Annotated in this window: 15 protein-coding genes; 6 read left to right on the top strand and 9 right to left on the bottom strand. The window is 69.7% G+C overall.

Going from position 1 to position 19,923, the window contains the following annotated elements:
- Window positions 1-130: 130 nt before the first annotated feature.
- Window positions 131-1,117 carry a glycosyltransferase gene (locus DDE23_RS16975; RefSeq protein WP_238150031.1) on the top strand — a complete coding sequence of 329 codons (987 nt, stop codon included), beginning with the start codon at window positions 131-133 and terminating at the stop codon, window positions 1,115-1,117.
- On the opposite strand, the gene DDE23_RS16980 is transcribed toward DDE23_RS16975, so the two are convergent.
- Window positions 1,107-1,949, bottom strand: a complete 843-nt coding sequence (locus DDE23_RS16980) for an ABC transporter permease (RefSeq protein ID WP_107753273.1) — start codon at window positions 1,947-1,949, stop codon at window positions 1,107-1,109. The two genes, DDE23_RS16975 and DDE23_RS16980, sit on opposite strands and share 11 nt — an antisense overlap.
- 80 nt (window positions 1,950-2,029) lie before the next feature.
- Here DDE23_RS16980 and DDE23_RS16985 point away from each other — a divergent pair, with 80 nt between their 5' ends.
- The 4 genes from DDE23_RS16985 to DDE23_RS17000 are packed head-to-tail and all read left to right on the top strand — an operon-like array spanning window position 2,030 to window position 6,549.
- Window positions 2,030-3,313 (top strand): KpsE/RkpR family capsule polysaccharide export protein, encoded by a 1,284-nt coding sequence (locus DDE23_RS16985; RefSeq protein ID WP_238150032.1) that lies wholly within the window; start codon window positions 2,030-2,032, stop codon window positions 3,311-3,313.
- A gap of 3 nt (window positions 3,314-3,316) precedes the next feature.
- Complete coding sequence (locus DDE23_RS16990) at window positions 3,317-3,970, top strand: ABC transporter ATP-binding protein (protein WP_107753275.1); 654 nt, start codon at window positions 3,317-3,319, stop codon at window positions 3,968-3,970.
- A 24-nt stretch (window positions 3,971-3,994) separates the two neighbouring features.
- Window positions 3,995-5,080: a hypothetical protein gene (locus DDE23_RS16995; protein ID WP_107753277.1), complete on the top strand. Its 1,086-nt coding sequence runs from the start codon at window positions 3,995-3,997 to the stop codon at window positions 5,078-5,080.
- The gene (locus DDE23_RS17000) at window positions 5,077-6,549 is read left to right on the top strand and encodes a glycosyltransferase (RefSeq protein ID WP_107753279.1); all 1,473 of its coding nucleotides are present in this window, start codon (window positions 5,077-5,079) and stop codon (window positions 6,547-6,549) included. The genes DDE23_RS16995 and DDE23_RS17000 overlap by 4 nt, the downstream gene beginning before the upstream one ends.
- On the opposite strand, the gene DDE23_RS17005 is transcribed toward DDE23_RS17000, so the two are convergent.
- From DDE23_RS17005 to DDE23_RS25185, 3 genes are all read right to left on the bottom strand, one after another.
- Window positions 6,534-10,655, bottom strand: a complete 4,122-nt coding sequence (locus tag DDE23_RS17005) for a glycosyltransferase family 2 protein (protein WP_107753282.1) — start codon at window positions 10,653-10,655, stop codon at window positions 6,534-6,536. The genes DDE23_RS17000 and DDE23_RS17005 overlap by 16 nt on opposite strands.
- A gap of 68 nt (window positions 10,656-10,723) precedes the next feature.
- Entirely contained in the window at window positions 10,724-12,502 is a 1,779-nt protein-coding gene (locus DDE23_RS17010) for a glycosyltransferase family 2 protein (RefSeq protein ID WP_107753284.1), read from the bottom strand.
- Window positions 12,503-12,506: 4 nt separating this feature from the next.
- Window positions 12,507-13,151, bottom strand: coding sequence for a sulfotransferase family 2 domain-containing protein (locus DDE23_RS25185; protein WP_157958056.1), 645 nt, complete (start codon window positions 13,149-13,151; stop codon window positions 12,507-12,509).
- Between the two features lie 182 nt (window positions 13,152-13,333).
- Here DDE23_RS25185 and DDE23_RS17020 point away from each other — a divergent pair, with 182 nt between their 5' ends.
- Window positions 13,334-14,374 carry a hypothetical protein gene (locus DDE23_RS17020; RefSeq protein WP_157958057.1) on the top strand — a complete coding sequence of 347 codons (1,041 nt, stop codon included), beginning with the start codon at window positions 13,334-13,336 and terminating at the stop codon, window positions 14,372-14,374.
- A 52-nt stretch (window positions 14,375-14,426) separates the two neighbouring features.
- Here DDE23_RS17020 and DDE23_RS17025 read toward each other — a convergent pair whose 3' ends face one another.
- The 5 genes from DDE23_RS17025 to DDE23_RS17045 form a co-directional block, all read right to left on the bottom strand.
- Window positions 14,427-15,449: an aspartate-semialdehyde dehydrogenase gene (locus tag DDE23_RS17025; protein WP_107753289.1), complete on the bottom strand. Its 1,023-nt coding sequence runs from the start codon at window positions 15,447-15,449 to the stop codon at window positions 14,427-14,429.
- Window positions 15,450-15,569: 120 nt separating this feature from the next.
- Window positions 15,570-16,748, bottom strand: coding sequence for an MFS transporter (locus DDE23_RS17030; RefSeq protein ID WP_107753291.1), 1,179 nt, complete (start codon window positions 16,746-16,748; stop codon window positions 15,570-15,572).
- A gap of 141 nt (window positions 16,749-16,889) precedes the next feature.
- Window positions 16,890-17,387, bottom strand: a complete 498-nt coding sequence (locus DDE23_RS17035) for an RNA pyrophosphohydrolase (protein WP_107753293.1) — start codon at window positions 17,385-17,387, stop codon at window positions 16,890-16,892.
- Window positions 17,387-18,724: a S41 family peptidase gene (locus tag DDE23_RS17040; RefSeq protein ID WP_107753295.1), complete on the bottom strand. Its 1,338-nt coding sequence runs from the start codon at window positions 18,722-18,724 to the stop codon at window positions 17,387-17,389. The genes DDE23_RS17035 and DDE23_RS17040 overlap by 1 nt, the downstream gene beginning before the upstream one ends.
- A gap of 69 nt (window positions 18,725-18,793) precedes the next feature.
- Window positions 18,794-19,921, bottom strand: coding sequence for a murein hydrolase activator EnvC family protein (locus tag DDE23_RS17045; RefSeq protein WP_107753298.1), 1,128 nt, complete (start codon window positions 19,919-19,921; stop codon window positions 18,794-18,796).
- Between the last annotated feature and the right edge of the window lie 2 nt (window positions 19,922-19,923).

Raw genomic sequence — 19,923 nt, forward strand, 5'->3', positions numbered from 1 at the left:
GGCGAAAATGTGGCGTTCGCAGCGGATTTGACCGGTATTGAACCTATCTCCGGCGGTTGTGGCCGCGGGCGGTTTGACATCCCTCCGGTGAATCGCCTAGCTGTGAACAGTAATGGTGAGACGGCGCGTGATGCACGAAGAGACAGGCGAGAACGGGCGGCTGGTGGCTGTGGTCGCGACCCACCGGCGCCTCGCCGATCTGCGCCGGACCCTTGCCGCGCTGCTGGCGGCGCCCGCGCGGGATCTGGCGGCGGTGCTGGTCGTGGACAATGCCTCGGACGACGGGACCGCAGACTGGCTGGCAGCGCAGCGCGACCCCCGGCTCCATGTTCTGACCCTGCCCGAAAACCGGGGCGGCGCCGGCGGGTTCGAGGCCGGGATGCGGCAGGCGATGGCGGCGCTGTCGCCCGACTGGCTTCTGGTGATGGACGATGATTCCCGCCCCGAGCCCGGCGCGCTGGCCACCTTCCAGCGCCTCGACCTGGGCGGCTATGACGGGATCGCCGCCGCCGTCCGCTGCCCCGACGGTACGCTGGCCGACATGAACCGTCCCACCTTCAACCCCTTCTGGCACAAGAGAATTCTGGCGCGCACCCTGCTGGGCGGCGGACGCGGGGCGTTTCATCTGGGCGAAAGGGACTTCGCCCGCACGGGGCTGCGGCCCATCGACGGCGCCTCGTTCGTCGGTTTCTTCGTGCGCGCTCGGGTGGTGGCCGAGGCGGGCTATCCCGATCCCGCGCTCTTTCTTTACGGCGATGACGCGATCTACACGATGGGGCTGACGCGGGCCGGCTACCGGCTGGGCTTTGCGCCCGAGGTTCGCTTCGTCCATGCCAGCACGACCTATTCCCCCGCCGATCCCCGGCTGCGCCCGCTGTGGAAGTCCTATTACTACCACCGCAACCTGCTGATCCTCTACCGGATCGCCACCGGGATCTTCTTCTACCCCGTGCTCTGCCTCTATATCCCGCGCTGGCTCTACCGGCTGCGCCATCACGGCGGCGAACGGCGGCAGTTCCTGACGCTGTTCGGGCTGGCGCTGAAGGACGGGCTGCGCGGGCAGACCGGCCGCCCGCATGCCGAGGTTCTGGACCGGGCCCGTGCGCTCAACGAGTGAGCAGGTCGCGGTGATAGCGCCTGAGCAGCAAGAGGCCCAGCACCAGCGGGATCAGCGCCCAGGCCAGCACATAGGCGACCGAGACATAGGTCGGCTGATAGGTGGAATAGAACCCGGCCCGCATCATCCCGGTGATATGGATGGCGGGATTGTACCACAGCCATTCCTGCGCCCGCCGCGGCAGGTCGTCATAGAGGATGATAACCCCCGACATGATCATCAGCGGCGCATTCAGGATGCCCCAGAGGTTCGCCCAGATGGCGATCCGCTCGAACAGGTAGCAATTGAGCGTGCCGATCCCCAGACCCAGCAGCGCCGCCAGCGCCATCGCCAGCACGATATCGCCCCAGTCGAGGATCAGCGACAGATCCAGCGCCACGATGATCCCGGTCAGGATCAGCACCGCCACCACCACCGAGACCAGCGTGTTGAGGATGAGCCGCGCCAGGATCGCATCGGCCCAGGTCACGCCCGGATAGGTCAGCAGCGGGGCCGAGAAGGCCAGACTCTTGCCCACCATCATCGAATTGGACTGAAAGGTCTGATAGGCCAGAAGCCCGGTCGCCTTGAACAGAAGAAAGCTGGTGCCCAGCGCGGGCGTGCGGGCGATGAGCGAGAAGGCCAGGCCCAGCACGATGATCGTGGCCAGAGGTTGCAGGACCGCCCAGGCGAAGCCCCCGGGCGTGCGGCCGAAGCGGGTCGAGACCTCGCGCAGGATCAGGGCGGCGATGGTGCGCAGCGCCCGCTGGCGACGGTTCAGGCGGGCCTGCGGCAGCGCCCGCAGCCCGCCGTTGCGGTTATCGCCGACAATGAAGGGGGAGTCCGAGGCCACGGCCTCTCCTACTGCTGGCCATTTCGGCCGCGACTATGTAGAAATCGACCGGCCAACGCAAACAGCACTTGGAGTTCCGGGTGGACAACCTCAGGCCTCGGCAACGGCAGGAAGCACGGCGCAAGGCCGAGGCCGCGGCGGCCGTGAGCGAGGCGCCCCCCCAGACCCGCACCGCCCGCGCGCCCCAGGCCGTCCCCGAGGCCGAGCTGCCGCAGGGCCCCTCGCCAGAGGTCCGCCCGCTGGTCGCCCCGGCCCGGTTCAGGCGGCGCCATCACGGGCTTTTTCTGTCCTTCGTGCTGCTGGTGATGCTGCCGACGGCGCTGGCGACGATCTACCTCTATCTGCTGGCCCGGGACCAATACGCCTCGACCACCGGCTTCACCGTCCGCAGCGAGGAATCGGCATCGGCATCGGATCTGATGGGCGGGCTCAGCGCTTTCGTCGGCGGCGGCACCTCGTCGAACACGGATGTGCTCTTTGCCTTCATCCACAGCCAGCAGCTGGTCGAACGCGTGCAGGCCGAACTGGACTTCCGGGGGCATTACTCGGCCCATTGGGACACCGACCCGGTCTTCTCGATCTGGCCCAGCGCCTCGATCGAGGATCTGGTCTGGTTCTGGAACCGGGTCGTCACCGTTTCCTACGACAAGAACTCGGGCCTGATGGACGTGCAGGTCCGCGCCGGCGACGCCGAGACGGCGCGCCGCATCGCCCAGGTCGTCGTCGCCGAGAGCGAGGCGATGATAAACGCGCTGAACGAGCAGGCCCGCCGCGACAGCATGGCCAATGCCGAGCGCGACCTCGAAGAGGCCCTGACCCGTCTGCGCAGCGCGCGCGAGGATCTGGCGAGCTTCCGCGCCCGCACCCAGATCGTCGATCCCCAGGCCGATATCGAGGGTCGCATGGGCGTCATCAACGGCTTGCAGCAACAGCTGGCGCAGGCGCTGGTCGATTACGACCTGCTGTTGCAGACGACCGCCGACAGCGACCCCCGCGTCCGCCAGGCCGAGCGCCGGATCGAGGTGATCCGCGAGCGTATCGGCGAGGAACGGCGCAATTTCGCCACCCAGGACGTGACCGTCTTCGACACCGATTATCCGCGGCTCATCGCCCAGTTCGAAAGCCTGATGGTCAACCAGGAATTCGCCGAGCGGACCTATACCGCGGCGCTGGCCGCTCTCGATGCCGCGCGTTCGAACGCCCAGCGCAAGAGCCTGTATCTGGCCACCTATGTCCGCCCGACGCTGGCCGAACAGGCGGTCTATCCCCGGCGGCTGCAGGTCGTGCTGCTGACGCTGATGTTCCTGACGCTGGCCTGGTCGGCGCTGGCGCTGGTCTATTACAGCCTGCGAGACCGGGGTTGACCGGTGATCCAGTTCGACGATCTGTCCAAGGGGTTCTGGCTGCACAACGAATATTTCCCGGTGATCCAGCGCCTGAACCTGACGCTGCCGACCGGGCGCTCGCTGGCGCTTCTGGGCGGTAACGGGGCGGGGAAATCGACGCTGCTGCAACTGATCGCGGGGACGTTGCCGCCCGATACCGGACGGGTCTGGTCTGACGGCTCGATCTCGTGGCCGGTGGGCTTTGCGGGGTCGTTCCACCGCGACCTGACCGGGGCGCAGAACACCCGCTTCCTGGCGCGCGTCTACGGCGCCGATACCGACGAGCTGATGGATTTCGTCCAGGATTTCGCCGAGATCGGCAAGCATTTCCACATGCCGATCCGCACCTATTCCTCGGGCATGCGCTCGCGGCTGACCTTCGGCATCTCGATGGGCATCCCCTTCGACACCTATCTGGTGGACGAGGTGACCGCCGTCGGCGACGCCCGCTTCCGCCGCAAGAGCGCGGCCGTGTTCCGCGAGCGGATCCTCAATTCGAGCGCCATTCTGGTGAACCACAACCTCAACGAGTTGCGAGAATATTGCGACGCGGCCATCGTCCTGCACGAGGGGCAGCTCACGTTCTTTTCCGATCTGGACGAGGCCGTGAGCCGCCACCAATGGAACATGCGCTGAGCGCGCCGGGGGAGTGAGACGAGAATGGCGCGTGAACTGATCCTGCACATCGGGCATTTCAAGACCGGCACCACGGCCTTGCAGATGTACCTCGATTACAACCGCGACCTGCTGGCCGAGGCGGGGCTGCATTACGCCACCCAGACCCGCAAACACGCCAAGCATTCGGCGCTGGCCTTCTCGCTTCTGCGCCGGGCGGGGGTGAGCGAACTGATGCACGGATACTCCAGCCCGCACCCGCCCGCCAGGATCTGGCAGGCGCTTTTCGACGAGGTCCGCGCTTTGCCCGACGGCCAGTCGATGCTGGTCAGCAGCGAGGAATTCATCCGCCTCGGCGCCCATCCCGACGCCGCAGCCCTCCTGCGCAAGCAGATCAACCAGGCCTCCGACCTGCGGTTCCGGGTGATCGCCTATCTCAGGCCGCCGCAGGCGCATCTGCAAAGCTGGTACAACCAGCTGGTGAAAATGGGCATCCCGGTCGGCAGCTTCACCACCGCCCTCTGTTCGCAGATCGAGGCGGTACACTGGGATTACGCGCTGGCGCTGAAACCATGGGTCGAGATCTTCGGCGCCGAGGCGGTGATCCTGCGCACCTATGGCCCCGCCCTGCGCGAGGGCGATGCGCTTTACGCCGATTTCCTCGGCGCCCTCGGCTTCCCGCTTCCGGCAGAGGCCGAACCGATGCCCGGCGATCCCAACCGGCGGATCGACCCGCGGCGGCTGGCCTATCACCGCGGCCTGAACCGGGTCGACCTGCCGCGCCACGTGCGCGAGCTGATGAACGCCCATGCCCAGGCCAGCCTGGACAGCGACGATGGCGAAGGGCCGCGCCGGGCGCTGACCACGATCCGTGACGAGGCGCGGCAGGGGATCGAGGCGGTCGCCGCCCTGCCCGGCGCGGCGCTGGACCTCGAGGCGATGCTGGCCGCCCTGCCCGCCCTGCCCGAGGGTCCGGCGCAGGACCTCGATGCGCTGATCGCCCTGATGGCGGGCGAGATCGGGCGGCTCAGGGCGCATGTCGTCTCGCTGTCGGGCCGGATCGGCGTGCTGGAGGAAGCCGCGCGCCGCGACGAAACGCCGGATCCGCCCCCGCAGGACCCCGCCGCGTGAGGATCCTCTACGTCAACTGGGTCGATTACCACGATGCCGAAGGGCGCGGTGGCGGCGTCAGCGTTTATCAGCGCAACCTGATCGCCGCGCTCGGCGCCCGCCCCGGGGTCGAAACCGCGTTCCTCTGCTCCGGGATCGCCCATGACCTGACCCGACGGACGCCGCATGTGGTAACGCTCGACGCCGGGAAAAGCCCGCGCTACGCGCTGGTGAATTCGGGCCTCATTGCCCCCTCGCATGCCGATTTCGCGGGCGCGGCGCAGCTGGACCATGCCGAGACCGAAGGCGCCTTCGCCGATTTCGTCGACCGGACCGGCCCCTGGGACGTGATCCATTTCAACAACCTCGAAGGGCTGCCGGCCAATATCCTCGCCCTGCACCCGCGCTGGCCGCAGACGCGCTTCGTGCTGTCCCTGCACAATTACTATCCGTTCTGTCCGCAGGTGAACCTGTGGTTCGCCGAGCGCGAGACCTGCGCCGATTTCCACGCCGGGGCGAAATGCGCCCGCTGCCTGCCGGCACCGCCGCAGCCGCGCCCGGTGCGGCTGGCCTATGCCTTTGCCTGGAGCCTGTCGCGTCGCGGCCTCGGCCCCGGCACCGCGTTCTACGACCGGCTGTTCCGCCCCGGCATGAGCCACGCCTGGCGGCTGGCCCGCAGGGTGTCGAGGCGGCGTCGCGGCCTCGAAAAGACCGCCCCGCCCCCGGCCATCGCCCACCAGCCGCAGGGCCAGTCGGGCGAGCCCTTTGCCCGGCGCCGGGCGCGGATGGTGGCGCTGATAAATGCGCATTGCGACGCGGTGCTCTGCGTCTCGGACCGGGTGCGGCAGATCGCCTTGAGCCATGGCATCCATGCCGAGCGGCTGCAAACCCGCTATATCGGCACCGCCGCGGCCGACCAGTGGCGGACCAGCCTGCCAAGGCCCGGGTTTCTGGCCCCGGACGGCACGCTGCATCTGGCCTATCTGGGCTATATGCGGCGCGACAAGGGCTTCCATTTCCTGATGCGCGCTCTCGCAGCGCTGCCCGAGGCGCAGGCAAGGCGGATCCGCCTGACCGTCGCCGCGCGGGCGGGCGATGGCGAGGCGATGGCGGCGCTGAAGGCGCTGCGCCCGCATCTGGCCGAGGTCCGTCATGTCGACGGCTACGCCCATGACGACCTGCCCGCGCTTCTGGCCGATGTCGCGCTGGGGATCGTGCCGGTGCAATGGGAAGACAACCTGCCGCAGGTCGCGCTGGAGATGCACGCCCGCCATATCCCGCTCATCACCTCGGACCGGGGCGGCGCGCAGGAACTGGGCCGCGCCCCCGCCTTCGTCTTCCGCGCCGAGGATGTGCAGGACCTGCACCGCGTCCTGCGCCGGGTGCTGGAGGGCGCGCTCCAGCCCGCCGAGTACTGGGCCCGCGCCCGGCCGCCGACCGGCATGGCCGAGCATCTGGACGCGCTGCTGGGGATCTACGCCGGGGGTTGAGCCCGCGTCAGAAGCCGCCGCACGAACGGCGCCTGATCCCAGGGGACCGAGACCGCCGGATCGTGGATCACGTCGCGCCCCTCGCTCACCACCGCCAGATACTTCCGGTATTCCTCGGCATTGTTGAAATGCTGGCGCCGGGCGACCTCGGTCAGGGCCTTGGCGTGGAAGGCGGCGTTGTACTTGAAATGGGCGAAGAGCAGGTCGCGCGGGGCCAGCCGCGCATCCGCCACGAAATGCAGCCCGGCCGAGAGCCGCATCCACGGCCGGTACTTCAACAGCGCGATCTTCTGCGCCACGAACAGGTCCGAGCGCGAGCCCGGGATCAGCCGGTGCCTGAGCGCGCTGGTCCAGACCGGCGCGTCGGAATAGGGCCCCTGCCCGCCGGTCACCGCCAGAAAGGGCTCGCGGTCGACGAAACCCGCCTGGGCGAAGGGCGGCGCCGCCACGAAATCAGCCTTCGAGAGCGGGCCCTCGGGATACATGTCCAGCATGAAAAGCCGCGCGGCATCGGCGCCCCGGAAGGCCGGCGATCCGACCAGCCCGGGCAGATCGCCGGTCAGATCCGCATTCAGCACCAGAAGCTCGTCCAGATCGGCGACCAGCGACCAGCGGTTCACCCGCAGATTGGCCAGCAGCGCCTGTTGCCAGGCCACCCCGTATTGCGATTCCGCATAGGGTGTATCGACCGAGAACAGCGCCACATCGGGCTGTTCGACCAGATAGTCGAAACTGCCGTCGTCCGAGCCGTTGTCGACCATCAGGAAGCCCTGCACCCCCAGTGCGCGGTAATGCTCCAGAAACCGGGGCAGCATGAACAGCTCGTTCCTCAGGCAGGACACCACCGCCACCGGCGCCGCATTGACCCGCGCCAGCTTTTCCGGGGCCGAGATCAGGTCCAGCGTGTTCGACGCCCAGCCCTGCCGCACCGGCTGATAGCTGGGCCAGATCTTGGCCTGCACCGGCCGGGGCTGCGCGAGGCCCGCCAGAACCTCGGCCATCTTCTCGGGCCCGTCGAGATGGGCCAGCTTCATGCCCGATCCCCTGAACGGCAAGAACCCGTTGTCCCAAAGCGAGACCAGCGGCCCGCCCGGCCGCGTCCGGCGCAGCAGCGCCACGCGGTAGTCGGTGTTGTCGACGGCGATCCGGGCGGTCGCCAGCAGGTCGCCGACCAGCTTGTCCTCCATGAAGGAGACGTTCATCAACGCCCGCCCCTCGGGCCGCTCGCTGGCCTCGACCAGTGCCTGAAGCGCGATGCGCGACAGCGCATAGCCCGAGCCGCCATCGGCATAGGTCGAGGGCTCGGGGGATTTGTCCAGCTCCATCCGGGCGCGGCGGCTGCGCGCCTTGGGCTGATGCCAGGCCCGGTCCATCTGCCCGCGCCGCCGGGTCAGGCTGCGGCCGTAGTAATGCGTCGACCGGTGCGCCAGATCGCCGAACCAGGCTTCCGGGTCCAGGAAGCAATCGTCGTCCACCTTCACCAGATGGGCGAAATCGGTGTGGTCCAGAACCCAGCGCGCCATGGCCAGGGTCTTTTGCGGCAGGGATTCGTAATCGTCGGGCGCGTCGAGATAGACGACATCCCCCTCGCGCCGCCCGTCGCCGCCGCCGACGAAGATCAGGCAGGGCACGCCCATCCGGGCCAGCAGCGGCAGCCAGGTCTCGCGGATCGCGCGGACCCGCGTCTCCAGATAGGGCTGGCAGGTGTAAAGACCCAGAAGCGTGTCCTGCAAGGGATGCGCCCGGGCGCTCAGGTCGGCCGCGCGATCCTCATGCGGGGGGCGCGGGCCGGGGGCCAGCAGCGGCTCCAGCGCCCGGGCCAGCGCCGCCACCTCGGGCAGGGCGCCATGGGCGCGGGTCAGCGCATCAAGCGCGAGCCGCGGCGCGGGGGCGGTGAAAAGCGCGGCGGCGGTGGCGGGGTCGTTTGCCAGCGCCGGCAGCCTGGCCACGAGTTGCGCGACCAGCGGCGCGCCCTCTGCCGCCCGCCCCCGGTCGCAGAGCCCGCGCAGCAGGGCCAGCGGCAGGGCGATCCCCATGAAGCGGCTATAGGCCGAGCCCATGGCATGCGCGCCCCTGAGGAACCGCGCCATCGCCGCCGCATCCGCCCCTTCCAGCAACGCCGTCGCCTCGCCCAGCATCTGCCCCAGCGTGCCGGCGAAGGGATTGCGCGGCATCGCGGTGAAACTGGCGGCAATCGCCTCGGCGACCCCCTCCAGCCCGGCGGCGTCGAGCGTCTCGGCATTGCCCGGGAAGCTGAGATGGCGCAGCAGCGCCTCGTCGGGATCGAAACCCGCGACCAGCGGCGCAAGGGGGCGGGTGCGGTCCCCGGCAGGCAGGCCCAAGGGCCCGAACAGCTCGCGCCGGAAACGGGGCAGGTCGGGGCAGCCAAGCTGCCGGAACAGGTCCAGATCCTGCGCCAGCGATGCCTCGTCGCGCGTCTCGGCCTCCAGCGCGGCACGGATCCGGGCGAAGGCCGCGCGCACCGGCAGCAGCTGGCGGGGCGGGACCCAGCCTTGGGCGATCTCACCCTCGACCAGATCCCAGAAGCCGGGGGTCAGCCCATAGGCCTGCATCGCCGTCCAGATGGCTTTCTGGCGGACATCCCCGGGCAGCGTCTCGGCCTGCCGCAGGATGACCAGCACCGCGCGGATCAGACGGCGGCAGGCGCCCCGCCCCCAATAGGTCTGCGCCCGGGCCGCCACCAGATCGAGCCCCGCCTTCAGCATGTCCGTCCGCTGCCAGTCGAGGGGGCGCGCGCCGTCCAGCCCCGGCGCCGCCAGCGCCGCCTGTTCCAGCACCCAGCCCAGCACCGGGGTCGGCAGCCAGACCGCCCGTTCCGGCGCCAGATCCCAGAGCGTCCGGGCGATGGAATCGAACCGCGCCTCGGCATAATCGAGGCTCAGCAGCAGCCCCCGCATGTAGTGATTGCCCGGATCCGGCACCTCGGGCGGCGGGATCGCCCGGTCGCGGCGCAGGCGCAGCAGGTCCTCCAGCCGGTCGGCCAGCGTGAACCATTCGATCAGCCGCTCGAAAAGCGCGGTCCGCTCGCCCGGCCGACCCAGCGCCGCCAGCTCCCGCGCGACGAGGGCCAGCGGATCGCCCGCAGGATCCGCCCGCATCGCCGCGGTGAAGCGGTCGGCGGCCTCTTCGGCGGGGCGAAGCGGCAGCGCAGGCGGCGGGGGCGTGAAGGCCCGCGGGGGCTCGCCTCCCCCGGCCAGGAAATCGCCCAGCCCGAAGCGGCCCGCGGCATGGGCCAGATGGTGATAGGCCTCGGGCGTCAGATCCGCCGCGAGCCCGGCGTGGCGGGCGTGTTCGATGGCCTGAATGGCCACCTTGTCGTCGCCTTCCAGCACCCCAGACAGCGCCAACCGCTCGATCCGCGCCACCAGCCCGGCACGCTCCAGCCGCAAGCTGCCCAGCGCGCGGCCCCCGTCGTCGGCCAGCGTCATCTCCAGCGCCGTAACGCCGCCCGCCCAGAGCCAGCCGGGCAGCACCGCCACCATCGCGTGCTCATGCGCGCCATCCGGCAGCAGATAGGGCAATGCCATCAGCGCCGCGGGAACCTCTGCCTCCTGCCCGGCGACGCGCAGCACGCCGGTGGCCGAGGTCCCGGCCCCCACGCCCCGGCGGATCACCTCCAACGCATCGCTCAGCGCGATCTCGTCCACCGGGGGGGCGCCGTGCTGGGCGCGGTCGACGAGGACGCTGTTCCAGACCATATCGCCCTGCACATCGACATGGGCGATGCGGCCGAGGCCGGGAAAGCCGCGCCTGAGGCCATAGCGGCCGGTCGGATCGACGCGGGGAAAGCCGTCGAAACTGCCGATGGAAACCCCGTTGACACTGACCGACACGCGGCCCGCGGCAAAGACCACCTCGACCGGCACCGTTTCCCTGCCGAACCGCATCGGTGTGCGGATCTCGCGCCGCCAGCCCTTCGGATCCTGCCGGTTGACCACGACCAGCGCCTCGTCGCGCCGGACCGAGAGGTGAAAGGGAATCGAGCGCCAGTCCTCTGCGTGGAAATTGACGTTGAGGACCGATCCCCAGACGAAATCGGCCTGACAGCGGAACCGGGCACCTCCGGCGGTTTTGAACGAGAACATGACCGGACCCAGACCCTTTCGGCAACCCCGTGCTTATCGCAAGCCCGGGGTGTCGTTTCAACAAAACCTCACCGCAAACGCATCAGCGCCCGGACCCAGCGCGGCAGGCCGGGGTCGGGCGCCGCGTCCCCCGCAAGCCAGCCCTCCCGCAGCGCGGTCAGCAGCGCCCCCGGCAGGCGCAGCCCCCCGCCCCGCAGCTGCGCCAGCCGCAGCAGGACCACCGCCTGCCAGCCCCTCGGCAGCGCGGGCGGGGCCGGGCAGGCGGCCAGCAGGCGGCGGGCGGCGCCGGTGCCGGGGATCGTCGCGGGCCGGTCCGGCACCGACAGAACCGCGAGCCGGGTGGTGCCCGCCCTGCCCGCCTGCAACGCGCTCTCAAGCGCGATCATCTGCGCCGAGGCCCCGTCCTGCCCCAGCCCCAGCGCCCCGGGCAGCGCCGCCAGCAGATCGCGCCGCATCAGCCGGTTGCCCAGCGCGGGATAGAGGCAGAGCGCCTGCGCCCCGCCCAGCGCGACCTCGCCCCCCCAGAGCGGCATCGCCGCCAGTCCCGGAACCACGCGGTTGTCGGTCCAGCCGTCGTGATAGCCCAACCCCCGCCGCTCCAGCGCGCCGAGGACCAGCGGCAGGTCCAGCCGCTCGCCCAGATTGACCAGCCGCATCAGCCCCTCGGGCAGAGGCACCTCGCCCGGGGCCAGCAGCAGGACCCAGCGCCCTTCCAGCACCGAGGCAAGACGCGCAGGCGTCATCCCCTCGGGATCGAGCCGCCGCACCGCCCGGCCCGAGGGCAGCAGTCCCGGCGCCCTGCCTCCCAGCACCACCAGCTCGAAATCCGCCATGCCCTGCGCGTCGAGCGCGGCCAGCGCCGGGCCGGGATCGCCCAGAACCACCACCGAGAGCGGCAGCACACCCTCCAGCGCCAGGCCCAGTCCGCGGCTGATTTCGGGGTCCCAGGCGGCCTGCCATCCCATCCCGCGGTGCTGCAACAGGGCATGCGCCGCGGTCAGGAACCGCGCCCGGCGGGCCGGATCACGGATCACCAGCGCCCGTTCGTGGATCAGCCGGGCGGCGAGGCGGGCATAGCCCTCGGCCGTGCGGGTCATGCCGCTGCCCAGGATCACCGGACCCAGCCGGTCCAGCACCCTGAGCACGTCGAAGACCCGGTCGCTGTCGGTGCCGGTGATCTGCCCGGGCCGGTCGCGGCGGTGGCGGTAGAGGGGGGCGGAACGATAGGCCAGCCGCGGCGCACGGCGGGCGAGGGCCCAGAATACCTCGTGATCCTCGAACCAGCTGCCCTCGGGGAAACGGAGCCCCTCGAACAGCGACCGGCGATAGAGCTTGTTCCAGGCCGAGGGGAAGATCCGCGCCACCTCGCAGGCGTCGGTCAGGGGCAGGTGCCCGGCTTCGGGCGGCCTGTCGCAGGCATGAAGCGCGGGATGCGGGCGTTCCTCGCCGCCCGGATGGACCAGCGTCACGCCGCAGGCGGCCCACTCGGTCCCTTCCTCACGGATCGCCGCATGCAGGTCGCGCAGGAAGTCGGGCGCCAGCGCGTCGTCGCCGTCGAGGAAGGCCACGAACGCCCCCCGCGCCTGATCGAGCCCGGCGTTGCGCGCGGCCGAGAGCCCCCGGTTCGGCTGCACCAGCAGGCGAAACCGCGCATCCCCGGCAAAGGCCTCGGCCGCGATCCGGCCCGAGCCGTCGGTCGAGCCGTCATCCACGACCAGCGCCTCGAAATCCGGCAGCGATTGCGCGCGCAGGCTGGCGATGGCCTCGGCGATCTGCGGCGCCACCTGGTGAACGGCGACGATCACCGAGATCAGGGGCGCGGCGGGATCGGCGGGCCGCCCGGTCATCGGCTCAGAAATAGGCGCCGAAGATCGCGTAATCCTCGGCGTAGTAGTCTTTCAGAAGGGCGATCTCGTCGGGCGAGAGCTGCTCGACCCTGGCGCTGCCGCTCGATCGCTGCATGACCTCCAGCGCCACGTCCTTGCCGGTGATGCGGCCCACGTCCGCAACCATCTCGGGCAATTCCTCGAAGCGGTAGATGCGATGAAAATAGCCGGGATCCTCGCCCAGAAAGACGGTCAGCGGCGCCGTGTGATGGCCGATCTCGGCCACGCGGCGCGAGTATTCGCCGATGTTGAGCACGAAGGTCGACAGGTCCGGGTCGAAGGGCAGGCCCGACCCCTCGAGCCGATCACCGGCGATCTCGCGCGAGAGTTCGCGGTGCTGCACGACGCGGTTGCTGTGACACGACAGCGCCCGCCGGATCGGATCGCGTACCACGGTGACCCGGTGCAGATCGCGCAGACGGCCGCGTTTCAGCTCGCGGAACGGGACGGAGGGATAGAAATTGTGGATCCAGCGCATCTGGCCGTTGGCCGAGAAGGGACGGAACGGAAAGCCGTTCTCGACTTCGAACATCATCGCCTTGATCGAGGTACAGGCGACCTTGGGCACCGACAGATAGGCAAGGCCGTACTTCTTGAGCATGACGGTCATCGTGTTTCCTCGTCGGGGGGACCTCGGCCCCGGGACGTCCGCCTCCGCGCGGGACTTGGCCGACCCTAGGCCATCGCCCCGGCGGCGGCAATGGCGCGCCGGCGGGCGGTGACTTGTCCGTCCGGGGATGGCAGGATAGCGGAAAGGGCGGCCACAAAACGCCCCCCGGGCCGAGGACGACGATGAAGCTGCTGCTGCATATCGGTGCCGCCAAGGCGGGATCGACCACCATTCAGGACTCGTTGTTCCTGAACCGCGCGGCGCTGGCGCAGCAGGGGATCGCCTATTGGCAGCCCGACGACGCGACCGTGCCGCCGCCCCGGGTCCTGTCGAACCTGTTCGAGCCCGCGCGAAAGCCGCTCCTGCCGAAGGAACGGCTGCATTTCGCCACGCGGGAGGAGGCCCGCGACTGGAGCCGCCGGGAATGGGACCGGATGGCGGCCGAGATCGGCGCCGAACGCCCCGCGCTGACCATCCTGTCCAGCGAGTCGCTCTATTACCTGCGCCCGGGCGCGGTGCTGGAAGAACTGCGCCGGACATTTTCCGAGATCGTGGTGCTGATGTATGTCCGCGATCCGGTGCCGCTTTACCGCTCGGCGCTGGACCAGCTGATCCGCGACGGCGCGCGGCTGGCCGAGCTGCCCCTGCCCGCGCAGGTGACGCTGGGCTCGGCCGACACGCTGCGCCGCTACCGCCAGCAGCTGGGCGCGGAAAACGTGATCCTGCGCCGGTTCGACCGCGCCTGTCTGGAAGGGGGGGATCTGCTCACCGACCTTTACCGGCAGATCGGTCAGATCCACGGCCAGCCAGTTGCCCCCGCCCATCCCGTGCGCAGCACCAACGAGAGTTTCAGCGCCGCCGCGACGCTCTGGATCCTGACCCTGAACGAGGGGTTCGAGCGGCTCGGCAACACCGGCGACGCCCGCCAGATCCAGCACCGCCATGCCCTGCTGGAGCGGTTGCGCCACGCGCCGGACCTGAAGGATCTGCCCAAGCTGGCCGATCCGCCGCCCGGCATCCGCGACTGGATCCGCCGCGCCAACCGGGAGGATATCGCCTTCCTCAACCAGCACGCCTTTGACCGGACGCGCCCCATGGAAGCCCCGGCCAGCGACGCCCCGCTCCCGCCCGAGGCCGAGCAGCGCCAGGCGGTCCGCGACTGGCTGCTGGGCCAGCTGAACCCCGGCGATCTGGCCCGGGTGATGGCCGCCGCCCTGCCCTGAACGCGAAAAGGCGCCCCGGGGGGGCGCCTTTCGACAGGTCGGCCGGCAGGCCTCAGCCCTTTTTCAGGCAGCGCTGGCCCAGGACCTCGGCGATCTGCACCGCGTTCAGCGCCGCGCCCTTGCGCAGGTTGTCACTGACGCACCACAGGTTCAGACCGTTGTCGATGGTCGAATCCTGGCGGATGCGGCTGATGTAGGTGGCGTATTCGCCGACGCATTCGACGGGCGTGATGTAGCCACCCGGCTCGCGCTTGTCGACGACCAGGATGCCGGGCGCCTCGCGCAGGATCTCGGTCGCTTCTTCCCAGTCGAGGAAATCCTCGGTCTCGATGTTGATCGATTCCGAATGGCCGACGAAGACCGGCACCCGCACGCAGGTCGCCGTCACCTTGATCTTGGGATCGAGGATCTTCTTGGTCTCGGTGACCATCTTCCATTCTTCCTTGGTGTCGCCACTGTCGAGGAAGACGTCGATATGCGGGATCACGTTGAAGGCAATCTGCTTGGGATAGACCGAGGGCGCGACCTCCTGACCCGGGACGAAGACGCCCTTGGTCTGGTTCCACAGCTCGTCCATCGCCTCCTTGCCGGTGCCGGACACCGATTGATAGGTCGAGACGACGACCCGCTTGATCCGGGCGCGGTCATGCAGGGGCTTCAGCGCCACGACCATCTGCGCGGTCGAGCAGTTGGGGTTGGCGATGATGTTCTTCTTCGTGTAGCCGGTGATCGCGTCGGCGTTCACCTCGGGCACGATCAGCGGCACGTCGGGGTCGTAGCGGTAGAGCGACGAATTGTCGATCACCACGCAGCCCGCGGCGGCGGCCTTGGGCGCATAGGTCTTGGTCGCGTCCGAGCCGATGGCGAAAAGCGCGATGTCCCAGCCCTTGAAATCGAACGTGTCGAGGTCCTGGCATTTCAGCGTCCGGTCGCCGAACGAGCATTCCGTGCCCAGCGAGCGGCGCGAGGCCAGCGCGGCGATTTCGTCCACCGGGAATTCGCGCTCGGCGAGGATGTTCAGCATCTCGCGCCCGACATTCCCCGTGGCGCCGACAACAACGACTTTGTAGCCCATGTATCCCTCCAGAACCCAGCGGTCAGGGGCGCGCATAAAGGATTGCGCGTTGACTGGAAAGCCCCCGGGCCCCGGCTGCGGCGATTTATCGGCAGGCCGGGGCCCGGCGCGGGCTCAGTCTCAGTCGGAGCGGTCCTGCGAAAAGGCATAGAGCGCGGCGCCGGCCAGCAACAGCAGGCCGAACATCAGGAAGATCGCCTGAAAGGGCGCCTCGGGCGGGACCGGGGCGACGGCGCGGTGCAGGCTGCCCGACAGCGTCTGGAACACGCCCACCCCGCCGATGCCGAACAGGTTCATCAGCGTGACGCCCCGGCCCAGCAGATGCGGCGGGAAGAACGAGCGCCCATGCGCCACCATCGCCGGGAAGGACGAGCCGAAGAAACCGATCCCGGCCATCAGCGCGGCGACGGCCCAGAAACCCGCAGTGGGCAGAAACCACAGGGCCAGCACGCAGGCGGCGCTGAGCAGGTTGCCGACCAGCACCACCGCCTTGAGCGAGCCGAAGACCCGGTCCGCGGCACCATAGGCGAAGCTGCCCGCGACCATGGCCAGCGCCATCACCAGCGTGGCCGAGCCGATGACCAGAGCATCGGCCTGATAGACATCGCGGAAAAAGGGCCCGGCCCAGAGGCCGCGGATCGCCGCCGCCGGGACATAGTTCACCGCCATCAGGGGCAGGATCAGCCAGAGCGCCCGCAGCTTCAGCACGTCGAGCAACGAGCCGCGCCCCCCGGCGGGCTGGTCGACGGGCGGCGGATCCTTGACGAAGACGCCGAGCGCCAGCGCCACGGCGACCGTCGCCACGGCGAGGCCCAGCACGCTCTGCCGCCAGCCGAAGGTCTCGGCCGCCCAGGCCAGCGGCCAGGCGCCGGCCAGGTTGCCCAGCGTGCCGAAGCCGATGATCGCCCCGGCGAGCGTGGCGAAGACCCGCACCGGATAGACCCGGCCGAAGATGTAATAGGCGGCCATCAGCACCGGCGAGCAGCCGATGCCGATCAGGATCATCGCCGCATGGATGTGCCAGGCCTGCTGCGCCAGGGCGAAGACCAGCGCCCCGCCGCCACCGGCAAGGCCCAGCAGCCAGGCCGCCGTGCGCCGGGGCCCGATGCTGTCGAGCGCGGCGCCGACCGGGATCTGCATCAGCGCGAAGGTCAGGAACCACAGGCCCGAGGACAGCGCCAGATCCTGCGGCTGGGCACCGACCTCGACGCCGAGAACCGGCGAGAGCACGGCCAGGAAGGCCCGGTAGAACTGGCTCAGCACATAGGCGAGAACCAGAAAGAAGATGCCGAGCTTCATGCGCGCAAATCCGTGAACAGGTGAAAGGCTGTGCACGATTGCCGAAATATCGGACAAGGTCCAGAGGGCGAAATGGTGCGTGGAACCACGCACCCTACACGATGGGACCCGTAGGGTGCGTGCTCGCACGCACCACTGCGCTCAGGCCAGATGCGAGCGGAACGCTGCCACCACCTGACGGTATATCTCGCGCTTGAAGGGCACGATCGCCTCGATCATCTCCTCGGCCGTCACCCAGCGCCATTCGCTGAACTCGGGGTGTTCCTGCTCCAGGTCGATCTGGTCGTCGCGCCCCAGGAAGCGCAGCAGATACCATTTCTGCTTCTGCCCGCGGTAGCGCCCCTTCCACATCTTGCCCAGCAGGTCCGGCGGCAGGTCATAGGCCAGCCAGTCCGGCGTCTCGGCCAGCACCTGCACCAGCGCCGGGGGCACGCCGGTCTCTTCCTGCAGCTCGCGCAGGGCGGCGGCGCGGGGGTCCTCGCCCTCGTCGATCCCGCCCTGCGGCATCTGCCAGGCCGGGACCGGGCTGTCGAGCCGCCGGGCGGCGAAGATCAGCCCCCGGTCGTCAATCAGCATGACGCCGACATTCGGCCGGTAGGGCAGCGCCTCGATCTCGGCCGGGGTGAGCGGAGCGCTCATCACTGGCCGTTCATCACCGACAGGCCGCGCAGGATGTCCAGCGCATAGGCCAGCTGGTAATCCTCGCTGCGCAGGCGCGAGACCTCTTCGGCGGCGCGTTCCTCTTCCTCCATCTGCCGGCGTTCGTCGTCGGTGATGGTGCCGTTCTGGAAGGCGCCGCGCAGGCTCGATTCGCTGCGCGGGGGCCGCGGGGTGTCATCCTCGGGCGCGGCGGCAGCGGTATCGGCGACCGGCGGCTGGTGGGCGACGATATCGGGCGCCACGCCCAGCGCCTGGATCGAGCGGCCCGAGGGCGTGTAATAGAGCGCCGTGGTCAGCCGCATGGCGCCGTCACCGCGCAGCGGGATCAGCGACTGGACCGAGCCCTTGCCGAAGCTGCGCTCGCCCACCACCACCGCCCGGCGGTGATCCTGCAGCGCGCCCGCGACGATTTCCGACGCCGAGGCCGAACCGCCGTTGATGAGCACCACCATCGGCCGCCCGTCGATCAGATCGCCCGGCGTCGCGTTGTGACGCTCGCCATCCGAGCCGTCGCGGCCACGGGTCGAGACGATCTCGCCGGTTTCGAGGAAGGCATCCGAGACGCGGATCGCCTGCACCAGCAGCCCGCCCGGGTTGTTGCGCAGATCCAGCACCACGCCCTGCAGGTTGTCGATGCCGCCGATCTGGTCGATCCCCTCGCGCAATTCGCTTTCGAGGTTGTCGTAGGTCTGTTCGTTGAAGGTCGAGACGCGCAGCACCACGATATTGCCCTCGACCCGGCCGCGCACCGCCTGGATGCGGATCGTGTCGCGGATGATCGACAGGTCGAAGGGCTCGGCCACGCCCTCGCGCAGGATCGTCACCACGATCTCGGAGCCGACCGGACCGCGCATCAGGTCGACCGCCTCGGGCAGCGTCAGGCCCAAAAGCGACACCCCGTCGACATGGGTCAGCACATCGCCCGGCTGCACGCCGGCGGCGGCGGCGGGCGTGTCGTCGATGGGCGTGATGACCCGGACATAGCCGTCCTGCTGGGTGATCTCGATCCCCAGACCGCCGAAGGCGCCGCGCGTCTGCACGCGCATGTCCTCGTAATCGTCGGGCGGCAGATAGCTGGAATGCGGGTCGAGCGAGTTGAGCATGCCGTTGATGGCCGCCTCGATCAGCTGGCGCGGCTCGACCTCGGTCACGTATTGCGAGCGGATCCGCTCGAACACGTCGCCGAAGAGGTCCAGCTGCTCATAGACCGACTGGTTGGCGTCCTGCTCCTGCGCCAGCAGGGGCGCCGCCACCTGCGTCGACAGCACGACACCCCCCAGGATGCCCGCCGCCGCCGCCACCAGATATCTGTTCATGCTTCCATCCCGTCGTTCGGTTTGGGTGTGACTGCGGCTCTTCCGCAGGCCCCTCCCGCGCCGGCCGTTCTACGGCCGTTGTTCACCACTCAAGTCGAACCAGTCGGCCGGGTCAATGGCTTGCCCGTCCTGCCTGAGTTCCAGATACAGCGTTTCGCTGCGTCCCGCCACCTGATCCGCCTGCACGAATTCGTCAGCGCCGGTTGCCCCGCCCGGCATCAGCCCCAGCGCGTCGCCCTGCGCCACCACCTCGCCCTGCCGCGGATAGACGAGGTCAAGCCCGGCCAGCACGATCAGCCAGCCCTCGCCCGGTTCCAGAAGCACGACATTGCCGTAATCGAGCAAGGGCCCGCGGTAGCGCACGGTCCCGTACCAGGGTGCGGTGACCAGAGCGCCGGGCTCGGTGGCTACCACCAGTCCCGGCCGGGTGATCCCCGCCGCATCGGCCTCGCCGAAGGCGCGCAGCTGGGTGCCGATCACCGGCATCGGCAGACGGCCCCGGGCGGTATCGAAGATCGGCAGCTCGGCCGAGGCGCCCGAGGGCCGCGTCGCCAGCCCCGTCGCCAGATCCTGCAGGGTCCGCACCGATTCCAGCAAGGCCAGCATCCGCGTCTCGTCATCGCCGACCCGGGGCGGCAGATCGCGGCGGTCGGCCATCGCCTGGCTCAGTTCCGCCCGCGCGCCCTGCAGGCTGGCCAGCCCCGCCGCCAGCGTGTCCACCGCCGTCTCGCGCAATTCCCTGAGCGCGGCGAGTTCGCGCGCCAGAGCGCCGATCCGGTCGGCCTCGGCCTGCATGCCGGCCGCGACATCGGCGATCATCATGCCCGCCCGCGCCGTGGCCAGCGGCCCCTGCGGATGGACCAGCATCACCGGCCCCTCGATCCGCTCGACCGCCATCATCGCGCCCAGGATGCGGCTGACCTGCGCCTGCTGCTGCTCCAGCACCCGGTTGATCGAGGCCTCGCGCAGCGCCGCCTCGCGCAGCCCCTCGCGCAGCGCCGAAAGCCCGGCCTCATGCGCCTGAATGGCCTGGGTCAGCGCCGCCACCTGATCGGGCGCGCGCCGCGCCTCGGCCAGCGAGTCGATGGCATTGAGCAGCGCGATCGCCGCCGCCTGCGCGTTCCCGGCCGTATCCGCCACCGCCGGAGCGGGGGCGGCAAGGCAGGCCAGCAGCGCCAGGATCCGGGCGATCCGCATCC

This window comes from Pararhodobacter aggregans, assembly GCF_003075525.1.
Lineage (GTDB): Bacteria > Pseudomonadota > Alphaproteobacteria > Rhodobacterales > Rhodobacteraceae > Pararhodobacter > Pararhodobacter aggregans.